Origin of the sequence: Yersinia kristensenii (assembly GCF_900460525.1) — a bacterium.
In the GTDB taxonomy this organism is placed as follows: domain Bacteria; phylum Pseudomonadota; class Gammaproteobacteria; order Enterobacterales; family Enterobacteriaceae; genus Yersinia; species Yersinia kristensenii.
The window spans coordinates 2,256,392-2,273,340 of the sequence record NZ_UHIY01000001.1; the positions used below are offsets into that span (position 1 = coordinate 2,256,392).

Sequence of the window (16,949 nt, forward strand, 5' to 3'; positions counted from 1 at the left end):
TGATAGATTGATAAGTTTAAGTGGTTGCTATTTTTATGACTATTTAATTTTTATTGAAATTATTGTTTTTGATTTTTTTTATATCCTCCAGTTAGGGTTTAATGTTGTCATTTCTGTTAGTTTCTTAAGTTATATTTTTAAATGTGAGAAATAAAATGGATGAAATAATTATTGGTGATATTATTTTTTCTCCACGAAAAAGAACCCTTAATAAAAGAGGGTGTATCCTTAAGATAAGGAATAAAGAATCTGAAGTTTTGTCTTTATTGTGTTCTCACTATCCGGAGGCCATGTCTCGTGAGAATATCGAGAAGAAAATATGGTCGGGAAGTTATGTTACTGACAATACGTTAACTCAAACGATTAGTAATTTACGGCATGCTTTGGATGATAAAAAACATGAATTAGTTACCACAATTCCTAAGAAAGGATATTGTATTGGGATTAAACCTGATTTTTCCATCAATGGTTTCACACCAAATTCATTAATTACTGGTATTGATTTTGTCGATCATCTTAAAGATAAACTTATCTATGCATCCTCGGAGTCTATTGGTTTTACTTGCAAAATCATTACGTTTATTGCTTTTTGTTTTTTTTTATTTATTTCATTCAATATGACATCCAATCATTATCAGGTGAAAATTATTAATGTGAGAAAACTACCTATCTTAGTGAATTTAGATGAAGTTCGCGATAAGGATTTTTTGTTCTCCTATAATAAAGATCCCTATGTGTTTTTAAAAAAACAAAAAAATGGTGATTACACTATCTGCAAACTTCAGAATAGGGGGCTAGAATGCGAAAAAAAATGACGAAAATAGTATGTTTTGGAATTTTATTTGGTGCTGGATTAGGATATGTCTTAGGGAGGGGGTATTCCTACGTTCATCCAATGAAAGATATAGAAGGTTACTGGGCAGTTAATCATTATTTTAATCATTTAACAGAAAAATATCATGTTTGTTCTAGAGTTAGTATTATTGGGAGGGAGGTTAAATCATCTGCTGATGTATATGATAATGATGGTTATATAAAAGCAAGAAGAACAATTTCTTTTGATGTGGTAGATGTTAAGGAGAATATTTTCATCGGTAACATATTATCTATGACTATTATAGAGGATAAAGATCGTTATCTGGATAACATTATAAATACGCCATATACAGTAAGTTATCCTATTTTCTATCGCCTGAACGAAGATGCGGTTTTGATAGAACAATCACAGGGGCATCCTGTTAATAGCTTACGTTTACTGAGTCGTAATGATATACAAACATGTCCTTCTGTTTATTGAAATATATCTGTCATATTTAATGCGTAATATTGCTATATCAACCCTAGCTAAGTGTGAAAATAATGTTCTCCCGCATTGGATTTTTTGTTAAGAGACTTGTGCCTGGTGTTAAATCTATAAGTTCATTGACGAATGGAAGGCTTGGTATTTTGTCGGGGCTTATCTTGGTTATTAGTCTTTTCTCTTTATTACAACTATTTTCAATAGGATATTTATCTCATATATTGGATAACACAAAAGGTAATGTTGAAAAAACGCACTATAGTCATCGGCAAGAAGTATTAATGGATCGAGCCAGGATGGAGTTATTAATTGCCAGTGATAAACTCAATCGTGCAGGCATCTATTATATGGAGGACAAAGAGACTGGCTCTGAAGGGAGCTGGCAGAGTCTATTGAGTGAAGCAATGCTCTCTATGCAGCAGTCACAGGATAATTACCGCCAGTTGTTGCAGCTTTTTGCTCATGATGAGCGGCCGGAGTTCATTGCTCTGAAAGAAAGCTATCAACAGTTGTATCAAGGCTTAACCGAACTTGGACAAGGTTTGCTCAAGAACAACAATATTGATGCTTTTTTTGAAGTTCCCATTCAAGGTTTTCAAAGTGATTTCACCGAAAAGTATTACCGTTATTTGCAGGAAAGCGAAAACAACCGCATGGTAATGGATAGTCAATTACTCTCTTCATTATCCTTGGCAAAGCAAGCCGTTATTATTGCTTTGGTTATTCTATTGTGTCTTGCATTTTCTGTTTGGTTAGGGGTAACTCGCTGGGTTATTAGGCCACTTAATTATATTATTTCACAAATTCACGTTATTGCGGCGGGAGATTTATCTCGGCAGATTGAACATAACGCTTTTACCAGCCGGGAAGTTCGGCAGTTAACTGACAGTATATATCAAATGCAGTACGGATTAGTTGCATTGGTTAATCAGGTTCGTGGTGGTGTTGATCTTATCCTTACCGGCGTTAATCAAATAGCTGCAGACAGCCATCGTATTTCTGAGCAAACACAATCACAAACATTGTCACTTGCTACCACGACACTGAATATGCATCAACTTACCGAACGCGTAAAACAGAACTCATTGAGTGCGGACCAGGCGAATCATTTGGCAATTGAAGCCAAAAATATCGCCAGCCAAGGTGGAGACATGATGTCGAGTGTGGTGAGTTCGATGGCGGATATTTCTGCGGGCTCGCAGGAGATAGCTGAGATTATCACCTTGATTGAATCAGTCGCTTTTCAGACCAATATTTTAGCTTTAAATGCTGCAATTGAAGCTGCCCATGCTGGCGAACACGGACGGGGATTCTCCGTTGTTGCACGAGAAGTGGGGATGTTAGCGCACCAAAGTGGGCATTCAGCACTGAATATTAAGCGCCTTATTGAGAACTCTTCAACCTATATTTCGGCAGGGGCCGGGTTGGTGGGCCGCTCTGGTGACAACTTGCACGCTATTATTGACGCGGTTATAAAAGTGACGGATTTGATGGCAGAAATATCTGCTGCATCACATGAACAAAGTAAAGGTATTGAGGATATAACCGCGCGGGTAGGGATGATTAATGAGGTTACAAAACTGAATGCTGAACTAGTCGGCCAATCCACTCGCGCTTCCGAGGTTTTACAGCAGCAAATTTTTCAACTCAACCAGTCTGTGGCTCGTTTTTGTTTGCCAACTACAATACAGCCTCCTCAACGTATTAATGAGGAGGTCGCGGTTAGTTTTTAATGTGCCGTAATGCTTTTTAACAACTCGCTCCAGCCAGACGGATTTCCATAATATTCATTTGCGGGCAGGAGGGCTATTTTCCCTTGTTCGTCTTCCAGTGCAAATGTCGGGAAGCCGTGTCCATGTACTTTAGCCAGTAATGCTCGGCTTTCAGCAATATGCTGGCTGGATGTTGTTAAGGCGCTATTGTAGGCGTTTATAAATAAATCCCTATCTAACCCAAGTTCCACAGCAAGTTCCGTTAATACAGGAGTATCTGCAATGCGGCGGCCTTCAACATAATGAGCGTATTGGATGCGGTGCAGTATTTCTGCACCCCGGCCTGCAAGTATCTCTGCTGCCAGAATAGCGGCGATCGGTGGTGTGGAATCCATAATAGCTGAAGTATCATTCAGTAAATTATTAAAATAATTATCACCAAAGATTTGCCCGGTTAGCTGTGCAATACGTTGGTCATGGGGCATAACATAGCTACGCCATTGGCTATCTATTTGGCGACGATTAGCTCCAGACATCATTCCACCACCGTGTAATACCAGAGTGAGCTTAGGGATTTTTTGTGCAGCTTGCACCAGTGGCGCGGCACCATAACACCAGCCACATAATGGATCAAAAATGTAATGCAACTTTGTACTGGCCATTGTGTTTTCCTAAAATTATATTTTCTGATCTACTCATTCAGTCATAATTAATGTTGATAGCTTTTATTGTGGCCATTTCATTTCGTTTTTAAGCACCTTGGCACTTAATTCCAAGCTAGATTCATCTTTCAGTTCAGGGTAATGTTTTTTCATCGCTGCAATTAGCTCTGCGGAGTCTTTTGCTTTGGGAATTTCTGCATTTAACGTAGTTAAATAGTGTTGAGTAAAGTTCACCGATTCCAATGTTTGTGGCGCGTTATCAAGATAATGTCCTGGGACCACGGTAGCTGGTTTCAATGCTTTGATTTTGTCCAGTGTTGTCAGCCAGTTTTGGCGTGACTCAGCTGTTTGAGTATCAGCGACCCATAAATGAATATTACCTGAGACGGCAACACCACCGACGACTGCTTTTAATGATGGGATCCAGACAAATGTTTTTTCTGGCGATGGCCCATCTAAGCCTTCAACGTTAATTTTTTGCCCATCAACCGTAAAGCTTTTGCCTTGCATTTCTTGCGGGACAATGACACGGGTAGGGGCGTTTTCTTTCAAAATAGGGCCCCAATAGGCCATTTTCCCGTCTTTAGTGGCTTTAATTTCTTCAATGGTTTGCGGTGTTGCTATTATTTTAGCTTGCGGAAACGCCTTGGTAATTACATCCAAACCAAAATAGAAGTCTGGGTCGGCTTGGCTAATATAAATAGTGGTCAGTTTCTTACCACTTTGCTGAATTTTTTTCACCAGTGCTTCAGCATCATTGCGCTGAAATTGAGTATCAATAAGTGCTACTTCAGTTTTACCGCTGATAATTTCAGAGGATACCGGGAAGATACTTTTTTCACCGGGGTTATAAACTTCCATTTTCAGCTGTTCAGCAGCGCTAGCGGTTGATATAGCCGCGAAAGTTGTCAGGCCAGCAAAGGCCATTTGTAATAGAGTTTTATTTAACATGTTCGTTTTCCTGGGAGTGACTGGGGTATGGGCTAGATAATAGATTGCTTATATCGATAGAAAAACCCGATAATGGGCAATTGTTTGTTGCTTAAATCGAGCTAATAATGGATAGAATTACCGCAGCAGAGGTATTTGTCGCTATTGTTGAGCGGGGCAGTATGATTGCCGCCGCCGAAGCTTTGAATATGTCGCGGGCAATGGTGACACGCTATTTGGCGCAGATGGAGCAATGGGCCGGAGCTCGTTTATTGCACCGAACAACTCGAAAATTGAGTTTGACTCATGCGGGGGAGTCCACACTCACGCGTTGCCGACATATGCTTGAATTTGCTAAAGATATGGATTTAGTTGAGGGGCAAGAAAATGATGAACTACGCGGTTTGTTGCGTATTAGTTGCTCTCAATCCCTCGGACAAAGTGCAGTGGCGATTGCCGTTACTGACTATTTACGCCGCCATCCTCAGGTCGCAGTGGATTTACAAATGGATAACCGAACTGTCAATCTGGTGGAGGAACGTATTGATTTGGCACTGCGCATTACCAATGATTTAGACCCCAATTTAATCGCTCGTCCACTCTCCATCTGCCATTCTGTTGTTTGCGCCGCGCCGAGTTATCTATCAGCTAAAGGAATACCGAAAAGCCCACCTGATTTGGCGGTTCACAATTGCCTGACCTATTCCTATTTTGGGAAAAGTTTATGGCATTTTGATCACCAAGGAATTAAATCATCTGTCGCGGTAGGGGGGAATCTTAGTGCCAATGAATCGGTCGTTTTACTCAGCGGAGCATTAGATGGCGCCGGTATCACTTTGCAACCCAGCTACTCCGCCGCGCCTTATATTGCCCGTGGCGAGCTAATAAGATTATTGCCAGATTATCAGCCACAGGCGATGGGAATTTATGGCATTTATACCTCACGCCGGCAAATGCCAGCCACATTAAGGTCGATGTTGGATTTTTTGGTGGAGTGGTTTGCCACCCACCCCTTGCCTAACTGAAACCGCAGCGGTGTTAGCTGCGTGGTTACATTCTCAAACATATTTTTATTATTGGCGATGTGCCTAAATTATTATTTATTTCATTTGGTTATCGCGAAAAATGAGCATTTATTACTTATCAGGCTAGTTATAACTCTGTTCATTACTGGTCATCATTCCTCAACTCATGCTATTTCTATCTATACCCGTCATGTTGAAGTCGATTGGGTATTACAAGTTGAGAAATTAAACGATTATAAATAATAGGGTTATTGCTGCATTATTCGGCAATTGACCCCTTTCTTTTGCCTTTTTTCTACTTACTACCACATGTCGGTTAATTATTACTGGCAACCATTTGATCCGCCTGTGACCTACGACGGGTAGATATTATCTGACTGGGAGCTTTGATTATGCCTGTTGCGCTATTGGCATTAGCACTGAGTGCTTTTGCTATTGGTACCACTGAATTTGTTATTATGGGATTGTTACCGCAGGTGGCGGGTGATTTGCACATCTCGATTCCAACGGCAGGTTGGTTAATCAGTGGCTATGCGCTGGGGGTGGCTATCGGCGCACCTATCATGGCGGTTTTGACGGCTAAATTACCGCGTAAAAAGACATTATTGCTATTAATGGTCATCTTTATCATCGGGAACCTGATGTGTGCTCTGGCATACAGTTACGATTTCCTGATGTTAGCCAGGGTCATTACGGCGCTGAGTCATGGGGCCTTTTTTGGTATTGGGGCCGTGGTGGCGTCTAATCTGGTGGCACCTAATAGACGAGCGTCTGCGGTGGCGCTGATGTTTACCGGCCTGACACTGGCGAATGTGTTGGGCGTGCCTTTGGGAACGGCTTTGGGGCAAGCTTTCGGCTGGCGTTCGACATTTTGGGTCGTCTCGGTCATCGGCTTATTTTCACTGGCAACACTTTATAGCAAGCTGCCTTCTGCTCAGGACGAATCACCGACCGAGTTACGCAAAGAGATAGCGGCGCTGCGCGGTGGCGGTATCTGGTTATCTTTACTGATGACGGTCTTTTTTGCCGCGGCGATGTTCGCCCTCTTTACTTATATCGCGCCAATTCTGACTGAAGTGACTCAGGTTTCTGAGCACGGCATCAGTTGGACATTATTGTTGATGGGGGTGGGCCTGACATTAGGTAATATTGTTGGCGGTCGCTTAGCGGATTGGCGATTATCGACGAGCTTGACGATGACGTTCTTACTCATCGCGATATTATCAGCCCTCTTTAGTTGGACCAGCAACTCCTTCCTGGCCGCGGAAGTGACGTTATTTTTGTGGTCAGCTGCGGCATTCTCCGCTGTACCAGCGTTGCAAATTAACGTCGTCACTTACGGCAAAAAAGCCCCTAATCTGGTCTCAACCCTTAACATTGCGGCCTTCAATGTCGGTAATGCTTTAGGAGCATGGGTCGGGGGTGTGGTGATCGCCAAAGGATTGGGATTGACGGCCGTCCCGCTGGCCGCCGCCGCACTCGCAGTTATTGGTTTGCTGCTGTGTCTGTTTACTTTTTCTCGGGCGCGCGCCAGTAAGGCCACGACGGCTTAATTAACAGCTTAATACTGTTGGGCAATCACCGCAGCCAGACGTTGTTGGAAGGTGATTGCCTGCTGTTTTAGATGCTCGATAAAAGTATCCACTAAGCTGGATGATGGGCGATGTATCGGTTGTATCAAGCTGATAGTAAAAGGAATCTCAACACTGAACCGTCGCACGCAAACGCCGTCACCGGCCCCTTTACCGATATAATCCAGCGCGGTTAATGGGTTCACAATGGAGACACCCACACCTTCTCGCACCATGGCGCAAACAGATGCCGCGCTGTGAGTTTCCAAGACTAATCTTCGATTAATCCCTTGTTCAGTAAAGAGATTGTCCAACAACTGGCGATAACTGTCAGTGACCGACAGGCTGATAAAATTCTCGCCCTGGAAATCATGCGGTGTGAGCACGGTTTTCTCCCGCAACGGGTGGTCACTGGGTAAGACACAAACTTCATTTACCGTCATCAGCGCATAGCGCACTGTACCTGCCGGGGTCTGGGTATTTTCTGTCAGGCCGAGGTCGTGCCGCTGGGCTGAAAGCCACTCTTCTAATAAAGGCGATTCTTGCGGAATAACACTCAAACTTACTTCGGGATAGCGGTCAATAAAGGGTTTGCACACCGCCGGTAGCAGTGATTGAGAAAATACTGGCAGGCAAGCAATAGAAAGTTGTGCATGCTGGAATTGGCGGATCCCCTCGGCGGCTTGTTTAATACGATCAAGCCCATAATAGGAGCGCTGAACCTCTTCAAATAAGCGCAAACCTTGTACGGTGGGATACAGCCGCCCGCGCACCCGATCAAACAGTTTTAACTGGACTAATTGCTCAAAGCGAGCCAATTCACGGCTGACGGTCGGTTGTGATGTCTGAAGCAATAATGCGGCTTCAGTCAGATTACCGGTGGTCATAACAGCATGAAAAATTTCTATTTGTCGTAGAGAAATAGCGGGCATCACAGCACTCCGGCGGTGGTGTAAAAGTCATCTAATCCATATCATAAATGAATAGACTAAGGGTAAATAGATATTTTCCTCACAAGCACTCTGTCGTTAATAATAAGTCATCCGCGAAATCCTTATTTTCGCCCCCTATATTGACCACCCATTATTAGGACATACCTATGCCGCGCGCACTTAACGATATTTCTACGGCACTGACTGCCCAAAATCTGATTGCTTTACCAGAGCGTTTTGGTTGCCCGGTTTGGGCCTATGATGGTGAAGTTATTACGCAAAAAATCAATCAATTACGTCATTTTGATGTGATTCGTTTTGCCCAGAAAGCGTGCTCAAATATTCATATATTGCGGTTGATGCGCGAGCAAGGGGTTAAAGTCGATTCGGTATCTCTGGGCGAAATAGAACGCGCATTACAGGCCGGTTTTCTGCCGGGACAGGAGCCCGCGGAGATAGTCTTTACCGCTGATTTACTGGATCACGCCACCTTACTGCGGGTGACGGAATTAAACATTCCGGTGAATGCCGGCTCCATCGATATGCTTGATCAATTGGGGCAGCATGCGCCTGGCCACCCAGTCTGGCTGCGGGTCAATCCGGGGTTCGGTCATGGGCATAGTCAGAAAACCAATACCGGCGGTGAAAACAGTAAACACGGTATTTGGCATGAAGATTTAACACAAGCGATTGAAAAAATTCAGCAATATGGCCTAACCCTGGTAGGCATTCATATGCATATTGGCTCCGGTGTTGATTACCAGCATTTGGAACAAGTCTGTGACGCCATGGTGCAGCAGGTTATCGCGCTTGGGCAGGATATCAGCGCGATTTCGGCAGGTGGCGGGTTATCAATTCCCTATCAATTTGGTGATGATGAGATTGATACCGAGCATTATTATGGTTTATGGAACCGCGCTCGCGAGAAAATTGCCGCATATTTGGGCCATGCTGTCAGTCTTGAAATTGAACCCGGCCGCTTCTTGGTAGCAGAATCCGGTGTGTTAATTGCACAAGTCCGGGCGGTGAAAAATATGGGTAGTCGGCACTATGTGTTAGTGGATGCGGGCTTTAATGATTTGATGCGGCCGGCCATGTATGGCAGTTACCACCATATTTCTTTGCTACCTGCTGATGGGCGCTTACTGGCTGGCGAACCCCTGATTGACACGGTGGTAGCAGGGCCGCTTTGTGAGTCAGGGGATGTGTTTACTCAAGAAGCCGGTGGTGGGCTGGAAACCCGCGCATTGCCCGCCGCCAAAATTGGCGATTATCTGGTATTCCACGATACCGGGGCTTATGGGGCGTCAATGTCTTCAAACTATAATAGCCGCCCATTATTACCGGAAGTATTATTCGAACAAGGGCAGCCGCGCTTAATCCGCCGCCGCCAAACCATCGAAGAACTTATCGCATTAGAGCTGATTTAATCACAGTGGCCCAATACCTCACTCATCTACCTGTGGGGATTGCGGGCTGGCGACCGAATGGCGGCGCACCAGGGTTGGGCTGAACATATTGGTGATTTCGGGCAGTGGCGTGTTATTGGCGAGCGCTAATGCCAATTCCGCCGCCTGTGTCGCCATCGCCACCACCGGGTAGCGAATGGTGGTCAGCCGAGGGCGCAGATAACGCGAGATTAATACATCGTCAAAACCGATCAGTGAGATCTCTTGCGGCACCTCGATACTGTTATCACTAAGCACTGATAATGCCCCAGCAGCCATCGAATCGTTATAACAGGTGACTGCCGTAAAATGTTTGCCACGGCCAAGTAGCTCTGTCATGGCCTGCTCACCACCGATTTCATCTGGTGTCCCGTAGGAAATTAAGCGGTCGTCAACCGGGAGACTAAACTCTTCGAGTGCATCCAGATAACCTTGCAGCCGATCAATAGCATCTGAAATCTGATGGTTGGAGCAAATAATAGCAATCCGTTTATGACCTTGCTGAATCAGATGGCGGGTTGCCAGCCAGGCACCGTAACGATCATCCAATGCGACACAGCGAGTTTCAAAGCCGGGTAAGGTGCGGTTAATCAACACCATACCGGGAATTTGTTTCATTAATGACGTCAATTCTTCATCGGATAATTTTTTGGCGTGGACGACTAACGCGGCACAGCGATGGCGAATCAGTTGTTCGATGGCCTGACGCTCTTTTTCCTCTTCATGGTAACCGTTTCCAATCAGTAGAAAATTACCGGTGGCATAAGCCACTTGCTCGACGGCTTTGACCATCGAGCCAAAGAAGGGGTCGGATACATCGGAAACAATCATACCGACGGTTTCTGTTGATTGTTGCGCCAGCGCCCGAGCATTGGCGTTCGGGTGGTATTGCAACTGCTCCATAGCGTCACATACCGCTTTTCTTGATGTTTCACTGGCCTTGGGCGAATTATTGATAACACGAGATACCGTCGCGACGGAAACACCCGCCAGCTTGGCAACATCCTTAATAGTGGCCATTTTTCTTCCAGAGATTTTCAGGGTAATCGCTTACATCACCCAGTTTTGCGGAAAACGGCGCTGTCCGCAAGGGGGGATGATCGCAACTTGATGAGAAAAAGCCGCAGCAGCGGAAATTAGGGACATGACCCACGATTGACGACAAAAAGTCACTCTGCCAGAGACCGCACAACAAAATAGCCCGGCCAGCTTAGTCCAAAACAGGGAGGTTTAGGCCAAAATCAGTAGGCTTAGTTCAAAATCAGTAGGTTTAGTCAAAATTGTGCTTTGGGCTTACTGCCGGGTAAATGTTACTTTTATGATCTATTTAATTGTTTGAGATAGCCATGTCCATCACCCGTTACCCCCAGCTAGCCCACTGGGGCGCATATACCGCTGTCGTTGACGATGGCAAATTAATTCGCTGCGAACCTTTTGCCGATGACCCCAATCCTTCTCCCTTATTGGATTCCATTGCCCCCATGGTCTATTCCGATAAACGTATCCGTAAACCTGCGGTGCGCCGTTCGTGGTTACAGCAGCGGGAAAAAAGTGATCGCACTTTACGGGGGCGGGAAGATTTTGTTGAGGTGGACTGGGATGTTGCGCTGGATTTAGTCGCCGCAGAGAACCGCCGCGTGAGGGACAAATATGGCCCATCAGGGCTATTTACCGGCTCTTATGGCTGGTCTTCTGCTGGGCGTTTACATCACGCTCGCTCATTAGTCCGGCGTTTCTATTTCAGTGGCGGTGGTGGTGTTGATCAACTAGGTAACTACAGCTGGGGATCGGCGCAGTTTTTCTTACCCTATGTGATCGGGACTTTTAGTCCGCTGACTGGCAGGGTCACCTCTTGGCCGAGTGTGGTCGAGCACTGTGAACTGTTTATCGCCTTTGGTGGATTAGCCCTGAAAAATGCTCAGGTTTCCTCTGGCGGTTCGGCGGAACACTCCTTAAAACCTTGGCTGGAGAAACTGGCGCAAAAAGGCACACAGGTGATTAACATCAGCCCAATGCGCGATGACTGCCCAGACTTTGTTAATGCGGAATGGATCCCCATTCGTCCGAATACCGATGTGGCACTGATGTTGGCGCTGGCATATGAAATTCAGCGGGTAGGGGGAGAAGATCGCGCTTTTCTGGCTAGCCACTGTGTGGGTTATGAGCAATTAGCTGATTACATTCGTGGAGTGAATGACGGCGTAGCGAAAACACCAGACTGGGCCAGTGACATTACCGGTATTCCGGCGGCAAGAATAAGTCAGTTAGCACAGCAACTTATTGGCGTGCGCAGCTTTATGACTTGTTCCTATTCAGTTCAGCGCGCACATCGCGGTGAGCAACCTTACTGGATGGTGATTGCGTTATCCGCCATGTTAGGGCAAGTGGGCTTGCCGGGCGGCGGTTTCTCCTTTGGTCACGGCTCAATGAATGGCGTTGGTAACCCCAGAATTGATACCCCAGGGCCAACTATGCCGGTAGGGAAAAATCCATCCGGGCTGGCGATTCCGGTCGCGCGGATTTGTGACATGTTGCTGCAACCGGGGCAGCCTTATCAGTTTCAGGGTGAAACCCATACCTATCCGGATATTCATTTGGTGCACTGGGCGGGCGGCAATCCTTTCCACCATCATCAGCAATTGAACCGGCTGGTGGAGGGCTGGCAAAAGCCGGATACCGTGATTGTGCAGGATATCTGGTGGACACCGGCGGCGAAAATGGCCGATATCGTGTTGCCGGTGACCAGTTCGCTGGAGCGCAATGATATTGGCGGCTCGTCGCGGGATCGCTATGTTTTGGCGATGCATCAGGCTATTGCCCCGCAGCATCAGGCTCGGCACGATTTTGATATTTTTGCTGATCTGGCTGAGCGGCTAGGTTATCGCGACACCTTTACTGAGGGGCGCGATGAAATGGCGTGGATCAAGCATATCTATCAAGAATGTGGTGCTGCGCAACAGCCCCATGGGGTGGATTGGCCTGATTTTGATACTTTCTGGCAACGCGGGCATGTGGATTTACCGGCTCCCCAGAAAGAGTTTGTTTTCTTTGATGCTTTCCGCGCCGATCCACAGGTTAATCCACTTCAGACGCCGAGCGGCAAAATTGAATTATTCAGTGAAAAAATCGCCAGTTATCAATATGATGATTTTGCTCCGCATCCACAATGGAAGCCGCCGATTGAATGGCTTGGCGCACCGCAAGCGGAGCAATGGCCACTGCATTTGATTTCTATCCAACCGGGCGATCGCCTGCATAGCCAGCTTGATCCGGCCCCATTGGCGCAGGGGAATAAAACCGCAGGGCGCGAAACACTCTTTATGCATCCACAGGATGCGGCCAGTCGTGAAATTACCGAGGGCAGCCAGGTAAAAGTGAGTAATTTACGGGGTGATTGTCTGGCGGGGGTGCGCATTACTGATGGGGTGACTCGTGGCGTGGTGTTGATGGCAACCGGTGCATGGTTTGACCCCGGCTTTGGCAGCAAACAACATGTTGATAGTCAACAACCTCAAGTTGAGCAATCCGGTAACCCGAATGTCCTGACATTGGATATTGGGACGTCTCGTTTGACTCAAGGCCCGAACGCGATGAGTTGCTTGGTTGAGGTGGCGCTATATTAATACACAGAATGTACCTTAATGAATTACAAACCTTTTCGGCTCACTCACAATGTTCACTCCTGGTTACACTTTGCACGTAAATGTTGCGATTGCTTGCTGGTAGAGGTTTAACACAAACGGATACAGTAGTGATCCCAGAGGTATTAATTGGTGAATAATCAACATACGCTGTGTGTTAAAGCCAGTTTTTTATTTGCACCGACCTACGCAGATGCGTAGGTTTTTTTTTATTTCTGCTTTAACTCCCCATTCTCAGTGTGATCTTAGATATAAAACAGCCCCTCTTATAGTATTCTCTCCTTATCATATTCATCGGCTTATAGAGAAACAGACATGGCTTATCGTTTGTTGCGTACTCTTTTTCGTGGGTTATTTCGCGTCACCATCACGGGGGTTACTGACCAGTTTTCGCACCAAAAACTGATTATTACCCCCAATCATGTCTCTTTCCTTGATGGTGCTTTGTTAGCGCTGTTTCTCCCGATAAAACCGGTGTTTGCTGTTTATTCCAACATCACTGAAAGCTGGTATATGCGCTGGTTGCGGGCCTATGTGGATTTTGTCGCGCTTGATCCGACCAAGCCAATGGCTATCAAACACTTGGTCAGAATGGTCGAGCAGGGCAGGCCGGTGGTGATATTCCCTGAGGGGCGAATCACCGTGACGGGTTCATTGATGAAAATCTATGATGGCGCTGCATTTGTTGCCGCGAAATCAGGCGCGATGGTAGTTCCTATCCGTTTAGAAGGCCCAGAATTTACGCGTTTTGGCCGATTGGGCGAGGTGCTAAAAGTCCGTTGGTTCCCAAAAATCAGTATTCATGTGCTGCCAGCGACCCCCTTACCCATGCCACAAGCTCCGCGTGCCCGTGACCGCCGGGTGTTGGCGGGTGAGCGCTTACACGCCATTATGATGGCGGCGCGTATGGCTATTGTGCCCCGCGAAACGCTATTTGAAGCATTGCTATCAGCACAAACCCGTTATGGGCGCTTCAAACCTTGCATCGAAGACATTTCCTTTAAAGAAGATAGCTATCAAACGTTGCTGAAGAAAATCTTAGGTGTCAGCCGTATCCTGCAACGTTTTACCGTGCAGGGAGAGCATGTGGGGATGCTATTGCCCAATGCGACTATCACGGCAGCGGCGATTTTTGGTGCTACCCTGCGGGGCCGTATCCCGGCGCTGCTTAACTACACCTCCGGCGCTAAAGGCTTGAAAAGCGCTATTACCGCGGCCTCATTGAAGACTATCGTCACCTCACGCCAGTTCTTGGAAAAAGGCAAACTGACACATTTGCCTGAACAGGTGACTGAGGCCAATTGGGTCTATCTGGAAGATTTAAAAGACACGGTTACGCTGGTGGATAAGTTATGGATTTTATTCCACTTATGCTGTCCGCGCCGGGCGATGGTGCCGCAGCAGACTGATGATAGCGCCTTAGTTTTGTTTACCTCGGGTTCAGAGGGCAACCCGAAAGGCGTGGTACATTCACATGCCAGTTTATTGGCAAATGTCGAGCAGATCCGCACCATTGCAGATTTCACACCGCGTGATCGTTTTATGTCGTCACTGCCGCTGTTCCATGCTTTTGGCCTGACAGTGGGTTTATTCACTCCGTTAATGACCGGCAGCCGTGTATTCCTTTACCCCAGCCCGCTGCATTATCGGGTGGTGCCTGAACTGGTGTATGACCGCAACTGTACTGTGCTGTTTGGGACGTCCACTTTCTTGGGTAATTATGCCCGCTTTGCCCATCCGTATGATTTTGCCCGCTTGCGTTATGTGGTGGCAGGGGCGGAAAAGTTAGCCGATAGCACTAAACAGATTTGGCAGGATAAGTTTGGTATTCGTATTTTGGAAGGTTATGGCGTTACTGAATGTGCGCCAGTGGTGGCCATTAACGTACCGATGGCGGCAAAAGTGAATACTGTGGGCCGCATTCTGCCGGGTATGGAATCCCGCTTGATCCCCGTGCCGGGTATTGAGCAGGGCGGGCGTTTACAATTGCGCGGCCCGAATATTATGCGCGGCTACCTGCGGGTAGAAAATCCGGGGGTGCTGGAGCAACCCTCTGCTGAAAATGCTCAGGGTGAGCAGGAAGCGGGTTGGTATGACACCGGGGATATTGTGGCGATTGATGAGCAAGGGTTCTGCGCCATTCGTGGCCGGATGAAGCGCTTTGCTAAATTAGCCGGAGAAATGGTCTCATTGGAGAGTGTCGAGCAACTGGCATTGCGGATTTCGCCAGAAGGGCAACATGCGGCGGCGGCCAAAACAGACAGCGCCAAAGGGGAAGCCTTGGTGTTATTTACCACCGACAGTGAAATCACCCGCGAGAAATTAGTCAAAGCAGCACGGGAAAATGGGGTACCTGAACTGGCGGTACCGCGCGACATTCGGGTGGTGAAAGCCTTGCCTTTACTGGGGAGCGGTAAACCTGATTTTGTGACGTTAACTAAAATGGCGGAAGATCCGGAGATGAGCGCATGAGTCAGTCAGCATTAGTAGATAAGCCCCTGTTATCAAAAGGGATGGTCGCGGTTCTCTGTGCGCAATTTTTCTCAGCTTTTGGTGATAATGCACTGCTTTTCGCCACCTTGGCATTAATTAAGCAGCAGCTATACCCCGACTGGAGCCAACCCATTTTACAAATGGCATTCGTCGCGACCTATATTATTCTGGCTCCGTTTGTCGGGCAATTTGCCGATAGCTTTGCTAAGGGGCGGGTGATGATGGTGGCGAACGGCTTGAAACTGGCCGGTGCATTGGTTATCTGCTTTGGTTTTAATCCCTTTCTGGGGTATAGCCTGGTGGGCGTGGGGGCTGCGGCCTATTCACCTGCTAAATATGGGATTCTGGGGGAAATCACCTCCGGAGAACAGTTGGTTAAAGCCAACGGCATGATGGAAGCTTCAACTATCGCCGCCATTTTACTCGGCTCGGTTGCGGGGGGCGTGCTGGCAGATTGGCATCTGGGGGCGGCATTGGCTGTATGCGCGCTGGTCTATGCTATTGCGGTGGTCGCGAATATGTTTATCCCAAGGTTAGCCGCCGCTCGCTCAGGTAGCTCATGGCGGCCGCGGGCAATGACTGGCAGCTTCTTTGCAGCTTGCCGGATTTTATGGCGCGATGGCGAAACCCGTTTTTCACTGGCGGGAACCAGCTTGTTTTGGGGCGCGGGGGTCACATTGCGCTTCCTACTGGTGCTGTGGGTGCCTATTGCGCTAGGAATTACGGATAACACGACTCCGACACTGCTCAATGCCATGGTGGCGATTGGCATTGTCGTCGGGGCAGGGGCTGCGGCCCGTTTTGTTACCTTGAAAACCGTGAAACGTTGCTTACCTGCGGGGGTACTGATTGGCGTGGCAGTGGCGATTTTTGCTCTGCAACACAGTATGCCAATGGCTTATCTGCTGCTGATTATCATCGGGATTTTGGGCGGGTTCTTTGTGGTTCCGCTCAATGCTTTATTGCAGGAACGTGGTAAAAATAGTGTCGGTGCGGGTAATGCCATTGCGGTACAAAATTTGGGTGAAAACACCGCGATGCTGGTGATGCTGGGCTTGTTCTCGGTGGTGGTGAAACTCGGAGTGCCAGTGGTGGCAGTAGGCGTTGGCTTCGGCGTGATATTTGCACTGGCGATAGCGCTGCTTTGGGGCTGGCAGTGGCGGCAACAGCGGCGCAAAGCGGTGTAATAACTTAAACCTACTTATAACCCTGTAATAGAAGGATTTACCGCACCC

The 16,949-nt window shown here is 47.1% G+C and carries 13 protein-coding genes; 9 read left to right on the plus strand and 4 right to left on the minus strand.

From position 1 onward, the window contains the following. Positions 1-155 precede the first annotated feature (155 nt). From DX162_RS10325 to DX162_RS10335, 3 genes are all read left to right on the plus strand, one after another. Positions 156-815 carry a winged helix-turn-helix domain-containing protein gene (locus DX162_RS10325; RefSeq protein WP_098081123.1) on the plus strand — a complete coding sequence of 220 codons (660 nt, stop codon included), beginning with the start codon at positions 156-158 and terminating at the stop codon, positions 813-815. Continuing rightward, on the plus strand, positions 800-1,297 hold the full coding sequence (locus DX162_RS10330) for a hypothetical protein (RefSeq protein ID WP_032820869.1): 498 nt from the start codon (positions 800-802) through the stop codon (positions 1,295-1,297). Before DX162_RS10325 ends, DX162_RS10330 begins: the two co-directional genes overlap by 16 nt. A 62-nt stretch (positions 1,298-1,359) precedes the next feature. After that, on the plus strand, positions 1,360-3,033 hold the full coding sequence (locus tag DX162_RS10335) for a methyl-accepting chemotaxis protein (RefSeq protein ID WP_098081126.1): 1,674 nt from the start codon (positions 1,360-1,362) through the stop codon (positions 3,031-3,033). Here the strand turns inward: DX162_RS10335 and DX162_RS10340 are convergent. Both DX162_RS10340 and DX162_RS10345 read right to left on the minus strand, forming a co-directional pair. Next, entirely contained in the window at positions 3,030-3,674 is a 645-nt protein-coding gene (locus DX162_RS10340) for a DsbA family protein (protein ID WP_032820868.1), read from the minus strand. The two genes, DX162_RS10335 and DX162_RS10340, sit on opposite strands and share 4 nt — an antisense overlap. Before the next feature lie 63 nt (positions 3,675-3,737). Further along, positions 3,738-4,625 carry an MBL fold metallo-hydrolase gene (locus DX162_RS10345; protein WP_115155858.1) on the minus strand — a complete coding sequence of 296 codons (888 nt, stop codon included), beginning with the start codon at positions 4,623-4,625 and terminating at the stop codon, positions 3,738-3,740. A 107-nt stretch (positions 4,626-4,732) separates the two neighbouring features. Between DX162_RS10345 and DX162_RS10350 the strand changes: the two genes are divergently transcribed. Continuing rightward, the gene (locus DX162_RS10350; RefSeq protein WP_004392570.1) at positions 4,733-5,629 is read left to right on the plus strand and encodes a LysR family transcriptional regulator; all 897 of its coding nucleotides are present in this window, start codon (positions 4,733-4,735) and stop codon (positions 5,627-5,629) included. Between the two features lie 392 nt (positions 5,630-6,021). After that, positions 6,022-7,182, plus strand: a complete 1,161-nt coding sequence (locus DX162_RS10355; protein ID WP_004392568.1) for an MFS transporter — start codon at positions 6,022-6,024, stop codon at positions 7,180-7,182. Between the two features lie 8 nt (positions 7,183-7,190). Here the strand turns inward: DX162_RS10355 and DX162_RS10360 are convergent, their stop codons facing one another. Then, positions 7,191-8,132 (minus strand): LysR family transcriptional regulator, encoded by a 942-nt coding sequence (locus DX162_RS10360; RefSeq protein ID WP_032820866.1) that lies wholly within the window; start codon positions 8,130-8,132, stop codon positions 7,191-7,193. A gap of 167 nt (positions 8,133-8,299) precedes the next feature. On the opposite strand from DX162_RS10360, the gene lysA reads away from it, so the two are divergent. Next, positions 8,300-9,562, plus strand: coding sequence for a diaminopimelate decarboxylase (gene lysA / locus DX162_RS10365; RefSeq protein ID WP_004392565.1), 1,263 nt, complete (start codon positions 8,300-8,302; stop codon positions 9,560-9,562). Between the two features lie 18 nt (positions 9,563-9,580). Here the strand turns inward: lysA and galR are convergent, their stop codons facing one another. After that, a complete protein-coding gene (gene galR / locus DX162_RS10370; RefSeq protein WP_004392564.1) occupies positions 9,581-10,600 on the minus strand; it encodes an HTH-type transcriptional regulator GalR in 1,020 nt (339 codons plus the stop codon). Between the two features lie 326 nt (positions 10,601-10,926). Here galR and DX162_RS10375 point away from each other — a divergent pair, with 326 nt between their 5' ends. The 3 genes from DX162_RS10375 (at position 10,927) to lplT (ending at position 16,901) form a co-directional block, all read left to right on the plus strand. After that, positions 10,927-13,203, plus strand: a complete 2,277-nt coding sequence (locus tag DX162_RS10375) for a molybdopterin guanine dinucleotide-containing S/N-oxide reductase (protein WP_004392563.1) — start codon at positions 10,927-10,929, stop codon at positions 13,201-13,203. Positions 13,204-13,536: 333 nt separating this feature from the next. Beyond that, positions 13,537-15,693 (plus strand): bifunctional acyl-ACP--phospholipid O-acyltransferase/long-chain-fatty-acid--ACP ligase, encoded by a 2,157-nt coding sequence (aas, locus tag DX162_RS10380; RefSeq protein WP_004392562.1) that lies wholly within the window; start codon positions 13,537-13,539, stop codon positions 15,691-15,693. Further along, a complete protein-coding gene (lplT, locus tag DX162_RS10385; protein ID WP_098081129.1) occupies positions 15,690-16,901 on the plus strand; it encodes a lysophospholipid transporter LplT in 1,212 nt (403 codons plus the stop codon). Before aas ends, lplT begins: the two co-directional genes overlap by 4 nt. The last annotated feature ends 48 nt before the right edge of the window (positions 16,902-16,949 follow it).

Excerpts from the sequence above, each read along its gene's own strand:
- DX162_RS10325 (WP_098081123.1), top strand. The coding sequence starts at position 156 with ATGGATGAAATAATTATTGGTGATATTATTTTTTCTCCACGAAAAAGA.
- DX162_RS10330 (WP_032820869.1), top strand. The coding sequence starts at position 800 with ATGCGAAAAAAAATGACGAAAATAGTATGTTTTGGAATTTTATTTGGT.
- DX162_RS10335 (WP_098081126.1), top strand. The coding sequence starts at position 1,360 with ATGTTCTCCCGCATTGGATTTTTTGTTAAGAGACTTGTGCCTGGTGTT.
- DX162_RS10340 (WP_032820868.1), bottom strand. The coding sequence starts at position 3,674 with ATGGCCAGTACAAAGTTGCATTACATTTTTGATCCATTATGTGGCTGG.
- DX162_RS10345 (WP_115155858.1), bottom strand. The coding sequence starts at position 4,625 with ATGTTAAATAAAACTCTATTACAAATGGCCTTTGCTGGCCTGACAACT.
- DX162_RS10350 (WP_004392570.1), top strand. The coding sequence starts at position 4,733 with ATGGATAGAATTACCGCAGCAGAGGTATTTGTCGCTATTGTTGAGCGG.
- DX162_RS10355 (WP_004392568.1), top strand. The coding sequence starts at position 6,022 with ATGCCTGTTGCGCTATTGGCATTAGCACTGAGTGCTTTTGCTATTGGT.
- DX162_RS10360 (WP_032820866.1), bottom strand. The coding sequence starts at position 8,132 with ATGCCCGCTATTTCTCTACGACAAATAGAAATTTTTCATGCTGTTATG.
- lysA (WP_004392565.1), top strand. The coding sequence starts at position 8,300 with ATGCCGCGCGCACTTAACGATATTTCTACGGCACTGACTGCCCAAAAT.
- galR (WP_004392564.1), bottom strand. The coding sequence starts at position 10,600 with ATGGCCACTATTAAGGATGTTGCCAAGCTGGCGGGTGTTTCCGTCGCG.
- DX162_RS10375 (WP_004392563.1), top strand. The coding sequence starts at position 10,927 with ATGTCCATCACCCGTTACCCCCAGCTAGCCCACTGGGGCGCATATACC.
- aas (WP_004392562.1), top strand. The coding sequence starts at position 13,537 with ATGGCTTATCGTTTGTTGCGTACTCTTTTTCGTGGGTTATTTCGCGTC.
- lplT (WP_098081129.1), top strand. The coding sequence starts at position 15,690 with ATGAGTCAGTCAGCATTAGTAGATAAGCCCCTGTTATCAAAAGGGATG.